The 14,847-nt window shown below is 69.4% G+C and carries 14 protein-coding genes; 10 read left to right on the top strand and 4 right to left on the bottom strand.

Going from position 1 to position 14,847, the window contains the following annotated elements; genetic code table 11:
- Window positions 1-195 precede the first annotated feature (195 nt).
- Window positions 196-1,266 (bottom strand): glycosyltransferase family 4 protein, encoded by a 1,071-nt coding sequence (locus tag ACFWY9_RS37925; RefSeq protein ID WP_378324315.1) that lies wholly within the window; start codon window positions 1,264-1,266, stop codon window positions 196-198.
- Between the two features lie 72 nt (window positions 1,267-1,338).
- Window positions 1,339-2,778 (bottom strand): serine/threonine-protein kinase, encoded by a 1,440-nt coding sequence (locus tag ACFWY9_RS37920; protein ID WP_378324314.1) that lies wholly within the window; start codon window positions 2,776-2,778, stop codon window positions 1,339-1,341.
- A 234-nt stretch (window positions 2,779-3,012) separates the two neighbouring features.
- On the opposite strand from ACFWY9_RS37920, the gene ACFWY9_RS37915 reads away from it, so the two are divergent.
- The 9 genes from ACFWY9_RS37915 to ACFWY9_RS37875 are packed head-to-tail and all read left to right on the top strand — an operon-like array spanning window position 3,013 to window position 12,245.
- A complete protein-coding gene (locus ACFWY9_RS37915; RefSeq protein WP_378341161.1) occupies window positions 3,013-3,873 on the top strand; it encodes a TetR family transcriptional regulator C-terminal domain-containing protein in 861 nt (286 codons plus the stop codon).
- 2 nt (window positions 3,874-3,875) lie between these two features.
- Window positions 3,876-4,769, top strand: a complete 894-nt coding sequence (locus tag ACFWY9_RS37910) for a 3-keto-5-aminohexanoate cleavage protein (protein ID WP_378341160.1) — start codon at window positions 3,876-3,878, stop codon at window positions 4,767-4,769.
- Window positions 4,762-5,706 (top strand): 3-hydroxyacyl-CoA dehydrogenase NAD-binding domain-containing protein, encoded by a 945-nt coding sequence (locus ACFWY9_RS37905; protein ID WP_378324311.1) that lies wholly within the window; start codon window positions 4,762-4,764, stop codon window positions 5,704-5,706. The genes ACFWY9_RS37910 and ACFWY9_RS37905 overlap by 8 nt, the downstream gene beginning before the upstream one ends.
- Window positions 5,699-6,133, top strand: coding sequence for a thioesterase family protein (locus tag ACFWY9_RS37900; RefSeq protein WP_378324310.1), 435 nt, complete (start codon window positions 5,699-5,701; stop codon window positions 6,131-6,133). Before ACFWY9_RS37905 ends, ACFWY9_RS37900 begins: the two co-directional genes overlap by 8 nt.
- Before the next feature lie 38 nt (window positions 6,134-6,171).
- Window positions 6,172-7,755, top strand: coding sequence for an ABC transporter substrate-binding protein (locus tag ACFWY9_RS37895; RefSeq protein WP_378341159.1), 1,584 nt, complete (start codon window positions 6,172-6,174; stop codon window positions 7,753-7,755).
- Window positions 7,752-8,708 (top strand): ABC transporter permease, encoded by a 957-nt coding sequence (locus tag ACFWY9_RS37890; RefSeq protein WP_378324308.1) that lies wholly within the window; start codon window positions 7,752-7,754, stop codon window positions 8,706-8,708. Before ACFWY9_RS37895 ends, ACFWY9_RS37890 begins: the two co-directional genes overlap by 4 nt.
- Complete coding sequence (locus ACFWY9_RS37885; protein WP_378341158.1) at window positions 8,705-9,598, top strand: ABC transporter permease; 894 nt, start codon at window positions 8,705-8,707, stop codon at window positions 9,596-9,598. The genes ACFWY9_RS37890 and ACFWY9_RS37885 overlap by 4 nt, the downstream gene beginning before the upstream one ends.
- Window positions 9,595-11,160 carry an ABC transporter ATP-binding protein gene (locus ACFWY9_RS37880; protein WP_378324306.1) on the top strand — a complete coding sequence of 522 codons (1,566 nt, stop codon included), beginning with the start codon at window positions 9,595-9,597 and terminating at the stop codon, window positions 11,158-11,160. Before ACFWY9_RS37885 ends, ACFWY9_RS37880 begins: the two co-directional genes overlap by 4 nt.
- Window positions 11,157-12,245: a serine hydrolase domain-containing protein gene (locus tag ACFWY9_RS37875; protein WP_378324304.1), complete on the top strand. Its 1,089-nt coding sequence runs from the start codon at window positions 11,157-11,159 to the stop codon at window positions 12,243-12,245. Before ACFWY9_RS37880 ends, ACFWY9_RS37875 begins: the two co-directional genes overlap by 4 nt.
- Before the next feature lie 2 nt (window positions 12,246-12,247).
- Here the strand turns inward: ACFWY9_RS37875 and ACFWY9_RS37870 are convergent, their stop codons facing one another.
- Together ACFWY9_RS37870 and ACFWY9_RS37865 are read right to left on the bottom strand one after the other, a co-directional pair.
- Window positions 12,248-13,189 carry an alpha/beta fold hydrolase gene (locus ACFWY9_RS37870; protein WP_378341157.1) on the bottom strand — a complete coding sequence of 314 codons (942 nt, stop codon included), beginning with the start codon at window positions 13,187-13,189 and terminating at the stop codon, window positions 12,248-12,250.
- Window positions 13,190-13,281: 92 nt separating this feature from the next.
- Complete coding sequence (locus ACFWY9_RS37865; protein ID WP_378341156.1) at window positions 13,282-14,121, bottom strand: helix-turn-helix domain-containing protein; 840 nt, start codon at window positions 14,119-14,121, stop codon at window positions 13,282-13,284.
- A 175-nt stretch (window positions 14,122-14,296) separates the two neighbouring features.
- Here ACFWY9_RS37865 and ACFWY9_RS37860 point away from each other — a divergent pair, with 175 nt between their 5' ends.
- The gene (locus ACFWY9_RS37860; protein ID WP_378341155.1) at window positions 14,297-14,557 is read left to right on the top strand and encodes a hypothetical protein; all 261 of its coding nucleotides are present in this window, start codon (window positions 14,297-14,299) and stop codon (window positions 14,555-14,557) included.
- The last annotated feature ends 290 nt before the right edge of the window (window positions 14,558-14,847 follow it).

The following is a 14,847-nucleotide window of genomic DNA, read 5'->3' as shown; positions in this document are numbered from 1 at the left end:
CGCACCCTCCCCCGCGTTTCCGCCGGTAGCGACGTTATCACGCACAGCAAGGCGTCTTCGAGGACGAAATGAGGACGGGGTGGGCGACACTGCGCCCGCAGTGTCCGCGGGAAGGGATTCCCGCGGCCTGGGGGAAGCCTGTCGCCGGACCGCCTCGCAGGGAGGGAGAGGTACGGTCCGGCGGCGGTTTCACAGTTATGTGGTCAACGCCGTGGGGCGCGCGGGGCGGCGGGACAGGGGAACGACGACTTCGGGCGGCGCGGTCTGGAGGCGGGCCAGGACGTCGGCGAGCCGACCAGCCGTGGCGGGCCACGTCGGTAGCGAGCAGCCGCGTGCGAGGGCGTCGGTCCGGAGGGACCGGCGGAGTTCGGGATCCAGCGCCCAGCGACGGAGGGCCATGGCGAGCGCGGCGACGTCGTCGGGCGGGATCAGCAGCCCGGGGAAGTCCGCGACATCGGCCGCGGGTGAGGTGTCGGTGGCCAGCACGGGAATGCCGCGAACCAGGGCGTCGGTGACGACGGTCGCCTGCGTCGGCAGGACGACGAGGTCGGCGGCGTCGTAGACCGCCGCGAGGCCGGGCGGGGAGAGCAGCCGGGAGCGGTGGTCGAGGGACCGCCGGAGCGCGGACACGAACGCCGGATCGTCCCCCGGCGAACCGACGAAGTCACAGGTCAGACGCAGGTCACGCACGGAATTGAGCGCCCGCGCCAGCACGTCCTGACCATTGCCCTCCACCAATGGCGACACGCACACCAGGTGCGACACGCCGTCGGTGCCGACCGCGAGCGGCGCGCGATCGGTGCCGGGGCGGGCGACGTGGACACGGGCCGGGTCGAGGTCGTGGCGGTCGATCAGATGGTGCGCCAGGCCGGGACCGGTGGCCACCACGGTGCTGACCATGCGCAGGGTTTCCCGTTCGGACGCGTCGAGTTCCAGCGCCCGCGAGTGGTCCGGACCAGCACCGTCGGCCAGCGGCGAGTGCACCAGGACGACCAGCCGCAGACGGCGCGAATGCGGGACGACGACCTCGGGGACGGCGCTGGCGATCTGGCCGTCCAGCAGCACGACCGTGCCATCGGGCAGGGCGGACAACGAGCGGGACAGCCGGGTCGCCGAGGCTATCGGCAGTTCCAGCACCGGCAGGCCCGCGGCGGGCAGGTACTGGCACAGCCGCCGGTTGTAGCGACCGGGGTCCCCCTCGGCGCCGGGCAGCACGAAGACCACCGGGTCCGGCGATCTCCCAGCCGTCGATACGGAGTTGAGCACCACTGCCTCCTCCTGCCGCTGCCACTGGGGGATACGGCTCGGCGGGCCCGCCGGTTCAACGGCGGTGAGGAATCAGCCCTGCGAGTCCAGCATCCACATCCCGTCCTTCTGAACGAGCGTGAGCGTGTCGCGTTCCTGTGTGTTCCCGCCCGACTTGTAGACGTAGCTGACGTCGACGGTCACGGTCGAGCCGTTCACCGTGATGTTGGACGCGGTGACGGATTGGAACTGGCTCCACCACTGTGCGTACGCGGCGAAGGTTTTACTTCGCGCGTCCTTGAATCTCTGGGTCAGCCGCGCGTACCCCGCTTCGAGGTTCCCGGGCAGCAGCCCGTAGTAGGCCGCGACCGCCTGAGCCGGAGTCTCCGCGGCTGGCGGCGGCGCGGAGGAGGACGACGACGTCGATGGCGTCGGTGTGGAGGACGACGGTGTCGTGGGCGGCGGCGGAGCCGCCGAAGGCGTCGTGGCCGGGGTCGGCGACTGCGACGTGAGGGGCGGCGGCGCGGCGGTGGTCTCCGGGGCTGATTTGTGCCGAGTCACGAGGATCACGACGATGACGGCGACAATGAGCAGCAACGCTCCGGCGCCGACGGCAATCAGCCCACGGCGGTTCCGCGACGGGGGCGCGGGAGCCACGGGGACGGTGGGCTCGGCGGCGTCGGCCACGGGAGGACCGGCGGGCAGCGTCGCGGCGGGGACCGCGACCAGCGCCTTCAGCTCGCGCTCGACCTCGCCCATCGACGGCCGCTCGGCCGGATCGGTCGCCAGCATCCGCAGCAGCAGCGGGGTGAGCCGTTCGGTCTTCGTGGGCGGCACGATGTCGCCGCTGGACGCGCGGTAGAGCAGCGCGATCTGGTTGTCCGATTCGCCGTAGGGCGGGGTGCCCTCGACGGCCGCGTAGAGCGTGGCGCCGAACGAGAAGACGTCGGAGGCGAAGCTCGCGTCCTCGCCCCGCGCGACCTCGGGCGAGAGGAACGCCGGCGTGCCGAGGATGTCCCCGGTCGCGGTGAGCTTGACGTCGCCCGCCGCGCGCGAGATGCCGAAGTCGCTGATCTTCGCGGTGCCGTCCGGGCCGACCAGGATGTTGCCCGGCTTCACGTCCCGGTGCACGATCCCGGCGCGGTGCGCCGCGGCCAGCGCCGAGCTGACCTGCGCGCCGACGTTGACAGCGTCGTCCACGGAGAGCGGTCCGTCCTCGAGCTTCTGCGCGAGGCTGGTCGACGTCAGGTGCTCCATGATCAGCCAGGGCCGATCTTCCTCGTCGAGGACGGCGAACACGGTGATGGCGTGCGGGTGCGTCAGCCGCGCGGCGATCCGCGCCTCCCGCATGGCCCGCTGCTTCGCCTCGTCGGTGCGCTTCTCGTCGTGGTCGTCGGGGAGCACCAGCTCCTTGATCGCAACGGTCCGGCCGAGCGTCTCGTCCTTCGCCCGCCAGACGGTGCCCATGGCTCCGCCACCGATCGGCTCGAGCAACCGGTACCGATCACCGATCCGGCGATTCTCCACGAACATCCACCATCCTGGCCAAAGATCGAGCGTGACCGACCCAGCATGCCAGGACACGGACCGCGACGATCAGCGCGACGGACCGCGAAGGCCGGCGGTCCGCCCTGTCTTGCGAGTCGACTGATCTGTCAGTCAGTTTTCAGCCGCAAGATCGTTGTCTCTCAACAAAATCCGTGTTCAGACGTCTCCTTTCGGGCGATTCCTTGCGATTATCGCAACCCCAGGTTACCGTCTCCTGGCATGGACGAGACGGACGAGTTGCGAGCCAGGGTTCGCGAGCTGGTCAGGTCCATGCCGGGAGCCCAGCGGGAGTTCGCCGCCGCCATCGGGCTCGACGAGACGAAGCTGTCCAAGGCGCTGACCGGCACCCGCCGGTTCTCGCCGCACGAACTGGTCCGCGTCGCCGAGTACTGCGGCGTCACGGTCAACTGGCTGCTCAACGGCAGCGACGACGCGAAGACCGTCACCGCGGTCCCCTCGCCCGCCGCCGGCTCCGCGAGCGACCCCGAACACCTCACCCGGTCCGAACCCCGCCGCCGCATCCTCGAAACCGCCTGGCAGCTGATCGCCGAACGCGGCTACCACCGCGTCCGGATCGCCGACATCGCCAAGGCCTGCGGCACCAGCACCGCCACCATCCACTACCACTTCCCCAGCAAGACCGAGGTCCTCAACGAGGCGCTCCGGCGCAACGTCAAGCTCGCCTTCGACCGCCAGGTCGCCGAGCTGCACACCATCGACGACGCCCACGAGCGGCTGCTCCGGCTCGTCGAACTGCAACTGCCCGCCGACGGCGTCCTGCGCGCCGAATGGTCGGTGTGGCTGCAGGTGTGGAACGAGGTCTCGCTCGACCCCGCACTCCGTTCCCTCTACACCGATTCCTACGACCGCTGGCTCCGGACGATCGCGATGACCATCCGGACCGGCCAGGAGCAGGGCGTGTTCCGCGACGTCGACCCGGACGACGCGACGACCCGGCTCACCGCCCTGATCGACGGCCTCGGCATACAAGTGCTGACCGGACGCCCCGGCAGCACCGTCGCCACCATGCGCCGTCATCTCAACGACTTCATCGCCGCCACGATCGTCGGAGGAGCTTGACCGTGAACCACGAGGTGATCGTCACCTGCGCCCTGACCGGCGCGGGAGACACCGTCGGCCGGAGCCCGCATGTCCCGGTCACGCCCGCGCAGATCGCCGCGAGCGCCGTCGAAGCGGCCAACGCCGGTGCCGCGGTGGTGCACATCCACGTCCGCGACGTCGACACCGGGGCGCCCTCGCGCGACGTCGCGCTGTACCGGGAAGCGGTGCGGCTGGTCAAAGAGTCCGATGTGGACGTCGTGGTCAACCTGACCGCGGGCATGGGCGGCGACCTGGTCATCGACCAGGAGGACCCGCTCAAACCGGTCGACGGCACCGATCTGGTCAACGCGATGGATCGCCTGCCGCACGTCGAGGAACTGCTGCCGGACATCTGCACGCTCGACTGCGGATCGCTCAATTTCGGCGAGGGCAGCCAGCTGTATGTGTCCACTCCGGACATGCTCCGCGCCGGGGCGAAACGCATCCAGGAACTCGGCGTGAAACCCGAACTGGAGATCTTCGACACCGGACATCTGTGGTTTGCGTCCAAAATGGTCGAAGAGGGCCTGATCGACGCGCCGCCGTTGTTCCAGCTGTGCATGGGAATCCCGTATGGCGCTCCCGCCGACCCCGGTCTGTTGCAGGCGATGGTGCGGATGCTGCCCGACGGCGCGCAATGGGCGTCGTTCGCGATCGGCCGCGACCAGATGCCATGGGTGGCGCAGTCGGTCCTGCTCGGCGGGCACGTCCGCGTCGGACTGGAGGACAATCTGTACCTCGCCAAGGGCGTCAAGGCGTCCAACGGGCAGCTCGTCGAACGGGCCGTCGGGATCGTGCAGGACCTCGGCGCGACAGTCGTGAGCCCCGCGCGGGCCAGGGAAATCCTCGGACTCAAGGAGCGCGCCCGTGTCTGATACGTCTACTGTGGACACTGTCGCGTGCGTCGGCGCAGGGGTCATCGGCGGCGGCTGGGTCGCGCACTTCCTCGCCCGGGGATTCCGGGTCCGCGCCTGGGATCCGGCACCGGACGCGGCGGCCAAGCTCACCCGGCTGGTCGACGCCGCCTGGCCCGCCCTCACCCAGCTCGGCCTCGCCGACGGCGCGAGCCGCGACAACCTCACGGTGACACCCACCCTGGCCGAAGCCGTCGACGGAGCGGGCTTCGTCCAGGAGAGCGCGCCGGAAGACCTTGCGCTCAAACAGAAACTCCTCGCCGACATCGACGCCGTGACCCCGGCCGACGTCGTCATCGCCTCCTCGACCTCGGGCTACGGGATGACGGAAATGCAGGTCGCCGCCGCGACACCGGAACGCCTGGTGGTCGGGCATCCGTTCAACCCGCCCTATCTCATCCCGCTCGTCGAGGTCGTGGGTGGGTCGCTGACAGCTTCCTGGGCCGTCGAGCAGGCGTCCGAGTTCTACCGCCGGGTCGGGAAAACCGTGATCACCATGGACCGCGAGGTGCCGGGGTTCATCGCCAACCGCCTCCAGGAGGCGCTGTGGCGCGAGGCGCTGCACATGGTCGCGAACGGCGAGGCGACGGTCGAGCAGATCGACACCGCCATCACCGACGGCCCCGGGCTTCGCTGGCCCGCGCAGGGACCGTGTCTGACGTTCCACCTCGCCGGTGGCGAGGGCGGGATGGCCCACATGCTCGACCACTTCGGACCGTCGCTGAAATCGCCGTGGACCCGTCTCGACGCACCCGAACTGACGCCCGAACTGCGCGACGCGATGGTCGACGGCTGTCTCGACGAAGCCGACGGGCGGTCGATCGCCGATCTCGTCGCCGAGCGCGACCGCGCGATCATCGCCGTCCAGCGTGCCGTCAAGGAGAGCCGCGATGGCTGAACTGTCCTATCGCGACACTGTCCGTCCGGAGTGGATCGACTACAACGGACACTTGTCCGAGCCGTATTACGTGCTGGTGTTCGGCGACGCGACCACCAACCTGATGGACGTCGTCGGGATCGACGAGAGATACCGCGCCGAGACGGACTCCTCGCTGTACACAGTGGAAGCCCACATCCGCTATCTCGCCGAGGTCGGGCCGGAGTCCGAATTGGACGTCACCACGTCCGTCCTCGACATCGGCGCCCGCAAGACACGGATCTGCCACGAGATGCGGGTCGGCGGCGCGCTGGTCGCCACCGAGGAGATCCTCGCCGTGCACGTCACCGGCAGCAGAGCCTCGCCGTTCCCCGACCCGGTCGTCGAACGGCTCGAGCAGTACCGCGCTACGAAGGTCCCGGACTACGCGGGGCGCGCCATCGCCTGATCCCGAACACACCGCCCCCGCCACCGGAAGTCCCCACCATGGAAGAGCGATGTAGGCCGAATCCCCTGTCCCGGCGCCGGTTCCTGTCCGCCACCCTCGGCGGAGCCGCTCTCGGCGGAGCCGCGCTCCTGCTGGCCGGCTGCGGCACCACCTTCGCCGCGTCGGCCCCCACCGGGCCGCCCCGCCGAGGCGGCACGCTGCGCGTCGGCGTCACCGGCGGCGGTGCCGCCGACACCCTCGATCCGCACAGCCCGGCGACCAACCCGGACATCGCGCGGGTCATCAACCTCTACGACCCGCTGCTGATCCGCGACCACGATTACCGGCTCCAGCCGGTCATCGCCGAGTCCGTCACCGCGTCAGCGGACGGCCGGATCTGGACGGCGGTGCTGCGCGACGGCGTCCGTTTCCATGACGGCCGCCCGGTCACTCCGGCCGACGTCGTCGCGACGTTCAAGCGGATCACCGACCCCAAGGCGCCGAAGAGCGGCGCGACGTCGTTGTCGATGCTCGCCGAAGTGGTCCCGACCGGCGACAGGACCGTCGAATTCCGGCTCAGCGCACCGAATGCGGGCTTCGACGACCTGCTCGGCCAGTACTCGCTCGGGATCGTCCCGGCGGATTTCGACCTGAAAAGACCGATCGGCACCGGCCCGTTCAAACTGGCCCAGTTCACGCCCGGCCTGCAAAGTACCTTCACCCGCAACGAACACTACTGGCGTCCGGGCGAGCCCTATGTGGACGAACTGGTGCTCATCAACTTCACCGACGACGACGCACGGATCAACGCGCTGCTTTCGTCCCAAGTGGACGCGATCGACCAGGTACCGGTGGCACTCGTCGACGTCCTGCGCAGCGATCCGCGAATCCGCGTGCTCACCGCGGAAACCGGCAGCTGGCTCCCGTTCACCATGCGAGTCGACCGGCCGCCGTTCGACGACGTCCGCGTACGCCAGGCGCTGCGTCTCGTGGTCGACCGCGAACAGATGATCAATCAAGTCCTCAGTGGACAAGGAAAGCTCGGCAACGACCTCTACGCGCCGTTCGATCCCGGATACGCCGGCGAACTTCCGCAACGCAAGCAGGACATCGAGACCGCGCGAAAACTGCTCGCCGAGGCAGGACACCGGAATCTCGACATCGAACTCGTCACGGCACCGATCCAGGCCGGTGCCGTCGAGGCCGCACAGGTGTTCCAGCAGCAGGCGAAGCAGGCCGGGATCACCGTCCGGATCCGGAAAATCGACACCACCACGTTCTACGGCGACAACTACCTGTCCTGGGATTTCGCGCAGGACTTCTGGTACACGCGGAACTACCTCCCGCAGGTCGCCAACGGCTCGCTGCCGAAGTCGCCGTACAACGAAACGCACTGGCACGACCCCGAATTCGCCGAGCTGATCAGCCAGGCGAGCAAGACCATGGACACCGCGGAACGGACGAGGCTACTCAAACAGGCACAGAAGATCGAATACGAACGCGGTGGCCTGATCGTGTGGGCCTTCGAAAACCGCGTCGACGCGCATCAGTTCTACGTCTCCGGCATCGTCCCGGATCGGACCGGGATTTCGCTGGGTGGCTACCAGTTCCGGCAGGCCTGGATCGGGAAGGAAACAGCGTGAGCAAGCTGATCCTCCGCAGGCTCCTGGTGAGCGTCGTCGTGTTGTGGCTCGTCTCGCTGCTGGTGTTCGTCGCGACACTGCTGCTACCCGGCGACCCCGCCCGCGCGATTCTCGGCCAGCAGGCCACACCCGAGCGGATCGCCGCTCTGCAACACCAGCTGCATCTCGACGACCCGGTCTGGAAGCGCTATCTCGATTGGCTCGGCGGTCTTTTCACCGGCGACCTCGGCACCTCGACGTCCACGCAGGGCCCGGTGACCGCGCTGCTCGGTGACCGGATTTCGGCCACGCTGGTACTGCTGATTCTCGCAGCGGTTCTGGCCGTCCCGATCGGGCTCGCGCTCGGCACGTGGAGTTCGGTGCGCCGCGGCCGTGCGACCGACCAGACGATCTCCGGGGTCAGCCTGGTGATCGCCGCACTGCCCGAGTTCGTCATCGGCGTCGCGTTGATCCTGTTGTTCTCCACCACGGTGTTCAAGCTCTTCCCCTCCGTCACCCTCGCCACACCCGGCGAAGCCGTCTGGCGGCATCCGGAGCAACTCGTCCTGCCGGTGGCGACGCTGGTGCTCGTGGTGACGCCCTACATCACCCGCATGATGCGGGCGACGATGAACGAAGTGCTCGACAGCGGTTACGTCGAGATGGCACGGCTCAAGGGCGTCCCGGAGCGAGTCGTGCTGCTGCGGCACGCCTTCCCGCACGCCATCGGACCGGTCGCCCAGGTCGTCGCGATCCAGCTGGCCTGGCTGGCCGGTGGCGTCGTCGTGGTCGAATTCCTGTTCCGCTACCCGGGAATCGGCCAGGCGCTGATCGACGCGGTGGCCAAACGGGACGTCGCCGTCGTGCAGGCGGTCACCCTCCTCATCGCCGCGGTGTACATCGTGGTGAACCTGCTCGCCGACGTCGTCGGCATCCTCGCCAACCCCAAGCTGCGCACGGAGGCAGGCCGATGACCGCCGTCGAAATCCCCCGCGCCGTCACCGAAGAGGATCCGCCGACACGGCCCTCGGGGCTGTTCCGGACGGCATGGACGTTCCCCCAGGCCAAGATCGGCGCGATCCTCACCGCGCTGGTGGTGCTCGTCGCCGTCCTCGGGCCATGGCTCGGCCCGCTCGTCACCGGGCACGAACCGACCGAGTTCGCGGGTAAGCCGTTCAAGCCCGTCGGAATCGCCGGAACGGACGGGCTCGGCCGCGACGTCCTCAGCCGTTTCCTCGCCGGTGGCACGACGTTGCTGCTCTACGCCGTACTGGCGACAGCACTCGGGATCGTGCTGGGCGCGCTACTCGGTATGGTCGCGGGCTATCGCGGCGGGCTGCCCGACAGCCTGCTCATGCGCGGCAACGACGTCCTGCTGTCGTTCCCGCAACTGGTCATCGCCCTGCTCGCGATCGCGGTGATCGGCCCGAAGGGCTGGCTCCTGGTGCTGATCATCGGCCTGACCCACGCGCCACGCACCGCACGGGTCGCCCGCCAGGCCACCGTCGCCGTGCGCGGCCACGACTACATCCGCGCCGCCGAGATGTACGCGGTGCCGCGTGGGCGGATCCTGCTGCGCGAGATCCTGCCGAACATCACCGGCCCGCTGATGGTGGAGGTCGGGCTGCGGCTGACATATTCGATCGGATACATCGCGTCGCTGTCGTTCCTCGGCCTCGGCATCCAGCCGCCGACGGCGGACTGGGGCCTGATGATCAACGAGAACCGCATCGCGCTGATCGTCCAGCCCTGGGGCGTGGTCCTGCCGGTGCTGGCGATCGCGCTGCTCGCCGTCGGCACCAACCTGCTCGCCGATTCGCTCGCCTCGGCCGCGGCCGGACGCACCCGGGAGACCCGCTCATGACCCACGCGCTGGAAGTGTCCGGGCTTTCGGTGGAAACCCATACCGGACAAGGAATTCTCGACGACGTCTCGTACGCGATCGCCCCCGGCGAGGTGCTGGCATTGGTCGGCGAATCCGGTTCGGGCAAGACGACGGCGGGGCTCGCCGCACTGGGGCACTTCCGGCGCGGACTCGTGTCCACCGGCGGCAAGGTCCTGCTCCGCCATCGCGACGACGAGCCCATCGACGTCCTCGCGTCGACGCCTCAGGAACAGCGGAAGCTGCGTGGCAGCGCGGTCGCCTACATCCCGCAAGATCCGGCACTGTCCCTCAACCCCGCGCTGCGCGTCGGCACGCAGATCGCCGAAGTCCTGGAGACACACGGATTCCCAGGTTCGATCGACGACCGCATCGGCGAAGTGCTCACCGAGGTCGGACTCCCCTCGGACCAGAACTACCGCCGCCGGTATCCGCATCAGCTCTCCGGCGGACAGCAACAGCGGGTCGGCATCGCGATGGCGTTCGCCTGCCGCCCCAGCGTCGTGGTGCTGGACGAGCCGACCACCGGCCTCGACGTGATGACGCAGACCCTCGTGCTCTCGACCGTCCGCGAACTCACCACCCAGCACGGCGTCGCAGCGCTCTACATCACCCATGACCTCGCCGTGGTCGCCGAAATCGCCGACCGCGTCGCGGTGATGTACCGCGGCGACCTCGTCGAGACCGGCTCGGCGGAGCAGATCCTCCGCCGACCGGAACACCCCTACACCCGACGGCTGATCGACGCCGTTCCGGACCTCGACGCGCCGGGTGGCGACGCGACACCCGCTGGAAAAGCGGCGCTCGCCGCGAAGGGCGTGACCGTCTCTTATGGACAGCACCGGGTACTTCGCGGCGTCGACATCTCGGTGTCGCGCGGCGAGTGCCTGATGCTGCTCGGCGAATCGGGGTCGGGGAAAACCACGCTGTCCCAATGCATTGCCGGGCTGATCCCGCAGTTCACCGGCACGGTGGCACTCGACGGCGTCGCCCTCGCCGGTTCGACACGGCAACGCAGCGACGACGAGCGCCGCCGCATCCAGTACGTGTTCCAGAGCCCGTTCTCCTCGCTCAACCCACGCCGCAGCGTCGCGAAGTCGATCGAAGTCCCGTTGACCCGGCTGACGACGTTGTCCCGCGCGCAACGCCGTGAACGCGTCGCCGAGATGCTGGACCGGGTCCGGCTCGGCCACGCGGTCGCGAATCGGCTGCCGGACCAGCTCAGCGGCGGCGAACGCCAGCGCGCGGCCATCGCGCGGGCGCTGGTGACCACCCCGGACGTGCTGGTGTGCGACGAGGTGACCTCGGCGCTCGACGTGTCCGTGCAGGCGACGATCGTCGAGCTGCTGGGCGAACTGCGGCGGGAACTCGGGATGGCGATGCTGTTCGTGACCCACAACATCGCGTTGGCACGCGAAGTCGCCGACCGGATCGCGGTGCTGCGCGGCGGCGAGATCGTCGAACTGGGCGACGTCGACACGGTGCTGACGCGGCCATCGCACCCATACACGCGTGAACTCCTGACGAACACCCCGCGGCTGTGAACCCCGTACAGGGCGAGATCCGCCCAGGCTTCGAGGCGGTGCGCGAGGCGTTCGGCGACATCCTGGCCGGGACGTCGGGCGGAGCGGCGTTCAGCGTCGTCCGCGACGGCGAGGTGCTCGCCGAACTGTGGGGCGGTTCGGCGCGCCCCGGCGTGGCTTGGACGCGGGACACGCTCGTGGTGTTGTTCTCCGGCACCAAGGGCGTCGTGGCCACCGTGGCCGCGATACTCGCCGCGCGCGGACTGCTCGATCCGGACGAGCGAGTCGCGACGTACTGGCCCGAGTTCGCGCAGAACGGCAAGGACGACGTCCGCGTCTCGCACGTGCTCTCCCACACCGTCGGGCTCCCCTACGTCGAGGCGGACCTGCCGACGCTCGACAACGCGGGCAACGCCGACGCGCTCGCCCGGCAACGTCCTTTGTGGACACCGGGCACCCGCGTCGCCTATCACGCGCTGACCTACGGCTATCTCACCACCGAGTTGATCCGCCGGGTCACCGGCCGGAACGTCGGCGCGCTCATTCCCGAACTGCTCGGCGACATCGACGTCCACCTCGGCACGCCGGAGTCCGAAGACCACCGGCTGGCCGTCGTCGCGCGAGCGCCCGGCTACCGGATCAGCACGTTCCTGCACGACCCGGCCCGCCGCGCGATCGTCGAACGGATGTACCGGGGCCTGCTCGACTCCGGCGAATCCTTCAACACAGCGGAATACCGGCGCGCGGAGCTGGCCGCGGGCGGCGCGACCGGGACCGCGGCCGCGATGGCGCGGCTGTACGACCGGCTCGGCTCCGGCCTGGTGCCCGCCCCGGTGCTGGCCTCGGCGACGCGGACGTGGTCGGAAGGCCTGGACGCGGTCAACGACCGGCCGCTGCGATTCGGCCTCGGCTACGAGCTGGCGGATCCGATCGGGACGTACGGCCCCGTCGACGTCGCCTTCGGCCACTCCGGAGCGGGCGGCGGGCGCCACGGCGCGTGGCCCTCGGACGGGCTCGGCTTTTCCTTCACCACCAACGAACTCCTGGCCGAAGACGTCGACGAACGCGCGTCCACTCTGCTCGCCGCACTCAAGACCTGCCTGTGACCTCAGGCCGCGGGCAGTTTGGTGGCCCATGCCGTCAGGACCGCGGCGTAGCGAGCCGGTTCGGTGGCGTGCATGACGTGCGCCGCTTCGGGGAAGGACTGGTAGTCCACGGGGACGCCCGCCGCGCGGATGATCGCCTGTGCCCGTTCGGCCTGCAGGTCCGATAGGGCACCAATCGCTTCGCCTGTCTCCGGATCGGTCATGTGCGCGTGCTGGGTGAGCAGCACCGGTGCCTTCACCTGCGACAGCATCCGGTCGTGGGGGCAGTGGAGCCCGACCGTGCCCTCGAAGAACACGCGGGCCCACTCCGGGTCGTACTCCTTCAGGTTCTGCGGCGGCTCCTCGGGCAGCTTCACCGAGCTCAGCATCGTGGCGGTCGATGCCTGGGCGGCCGCGACCAAGCCTGCCCAATCGCCCACCGACCACTGGTCACCGAGATAGTCGCGGTACAGCCGGAAAATCGGGCCCGCGCCCTGGCGGATACCGGGCCCGTGCGCGGGGGCGAGTTCGGCGGCGAACAACGGCGCGTCCTCGCAGAGCGCACCCCGGATCTGCCCTGGCAGCGCGTAGGCCGAGAGCCAGGCGGCGAGCACCCCGCCCGAGGAGCAGCCCGCCACGACGACCGGCCGCCGGATGGCGAGCGCGATGAACCGCACCAGGTCGTTGCCGAAGTTGTCGAGGCTGTAGCGCCCGGGAGTCCAGGTGCTGCGCCCCTGACCGCGCAGGTCGACCGCGAACACGTGGAAGTGCTCCGCGAGCAGGCCCATGGCGGCCTCGTAGCTCCACCACGACCCGGTCTGCTCCGGCAGCAGAAGCAGCGCGGGCTTGCCGGGCTCGCCGGCCTCGGCGTAGTTGAGGACGACCTCGCCGAGGTCGACCTGTTTTTCGGGGAAGGCATGCGGGACGAAGACGTTTCGGGCCGACGGCGTCACCGGTACGGACATCACTTTTCTCCTTCTTGTCGGCGAGGACACAGGTGGTCTCTTCGATTCACCGCTGGGACACCGAGTACGCGACCGTCGCGGGTGCGCGGTCTTCAGACGGAATGGTGACCCGATGACTCCTGGGTGGCGTGCAGAGCTCCCAGCAGCGAAAGTGCTTCCGCGTCGGAGCTTCCCGGCTCCGCGTGGTGGACGATCAGCTGCAGGCCGGGGTGGTCGCGGACGTCGAAACCGTGGCGGTACAGGCTGAGGACGCCGACCTCCGGGTGCCGGAACCGTTCCGCGCCACCGGTGGTGCCTCGCACCTGCCTGCTGCTCCACAGGCCGGCGAACTCCCGGCTGTCCCGGGTGAGGATCGCGACCAGCTCCACCAACCGGTCGTGCCCGGCCTCGGCCACGCACGCCCGGCGCAGATTCGCCACCGCGGCGTGGGCGGCACGCTCCCACGGCTGGTGGAACTCGCGCGCCGCGGGGTCGAGGAAGACCATGAGCGCGAGGTTGTCCAGCCTGCCGAAGGAGGAGTACAAGGCGCGGGCGAGCACATTGGAAGCCAGCACGTCCATCCGCGAATCGAGTACGAGAGCGGGTCCGGACACCCCGTGCTCCAGCAGGGCCACCAACTCCGGGGAGAGCGGCTTCGTCCGGGCTGGGCCGCCCGGAGCCACCGTGCCCGCCAGGCGGTGCAGGTGGATACGAGCCTCCTCGTCGAGGAGAAGCGCGCGTGCCAGGGCTTCGACGACCTGGACCGAGGGGTTGCGCTCACGGCCCTGTTCGAGCCGCGCGAAATAGTCCACGTTGATCCCGGCGGCCGCCGCGACTTCCTCGCGCCGCAAGCCCGGAACCCGGCGGGCCCCGGAAGAGGCCAGGCCGAGTTCGGCGGGGCGCACCTGCGCACGACGAGCGCGCAGGAATCCGGCTAACGGGCTGTCGGTCACGAATCCAGCCTAGGCCGCCGAGCCGGATGTGCCAGGACATGTGACACCCAGGCTCTCAGCTGCTCACCTCGCGCACGCCGGAAGGCAAGTGGACTGTCTACACGAGACCGGGCCTTGTCGCTCGCCCCTGGCCAGAGGCGAGACAACCGGACTCGCCTGCCCTAGGATCGCACAGGTGTCCGAATCCATTCGTGACGAAATCAGGAAACTCCTCACCGGCCTGACCGAAGGAACAATCGCCCGCGACGAAGCCGCCCAGTGGGCCCGTCCCTGGCTCGCCGAGGAGGCCGGAGACGTCCAGGACGAGGCGGTGTGGGACACCATCGACGCGCTGAGCGCCGCCGACTCCGCCACCCCTGATCAGGGATTTCTGTACGGGCCAGAGGATTTCCGGGCCTGGCTGGCCGAGTTCGACGCCCGAGTGGCCGGTCGGTAGTCCCGCGTTCGAGCGCCCCAATGTGGCGTTCGGTGCGTTGAGCGCACCCAATGCCACATTGGGGCTTTCTCGCTAAGGATTCTGGGGCCGTGGGTTGCCGGAGGTGCTGTGGGACGCCTGGGGTGCGCTGGTCTGGGGTGCGACAAGGGCGTCCCTGGGTGCGGTGGATGCACCCAGGGCGTCCCTCGGACTTCCCTGGGACTTGCCTGCGCTCGCCGACACCATTCGCCGATGTCGCGGAAGCCGCCGTGGCGTAGATGGATGCCCCCGACCGCGGGGTGGGGACACTC

It is taken from the genome of Amycolatopsis sp. NPDC059027 (assembly GCF_042739735.1).
Classification (GTDB): Bacteria; Actinomycetota; Actinomycetes; order Mycobacteriales; family Pseudonocardiaceae; genus Amycolatopsis.
This window is presented reverse-complemented; position numbering and strand designations above follow the sequence as displayed.

What these genes read in the sequence shown, in the direction of transcription:
- ACFWY9_RS37920 (WP_378324314.1), bottom strand. Translation starts at nt 2,778, where the DNA reads ATGTTCGTGGAGAATCGCCGGATCGGTGATCGGTACCGGTTGCTCGAG.
- ACFWY9_RS37915 (WP_378341161.1), top strand. Translation starts at nt 3,013, where the DNA reads ATGGACGAGACGGACGAGTTGCGAGCCAGGGTTCGCGAGCTGGTCAGG.
- ACFWY9_RS37900 (WP_378324310.1), top strand. Translation starts at nt 5,699, where the DNA reads ATGGCTGAACTGTCCTATCGCGACACTGTCCGTCCGGAGTGGATCGAC.
- ACFWY9_RS37895 (WP_378341159.1), top strand. Translation starts at nt 6,172, where the DNA reads ATGGAAGAGCGATGTAGGCCGAATCCCCTGTCCCGGCGCCGGTTCCTG.
- ACFWY9_RS37885 (WP_378341158.1), top strand. Translation starts at nt 8,705, where the DNA reads ATGACCGCCGTCGAAATCCCCCGCGCCGTCACCGAAGAGGATCCGCCG.
- ACFWY9_RS37880 (WP_378324306.1), top strand. Translation starts at nt 9,595, where the DNA reads ATGACCCACGCGCTGGAAGTGTCCGGGCTTTCGGTGGAAACCCATACC.
- ACFWY9_RS37870 (WP_378341157.1), bottom strand. Translation starts at nt 13,189, where the DNA reads ATGTCCGTACCGGTGACGCCGTCGGCCCGAAACGTCTTCGTCCCGCAT.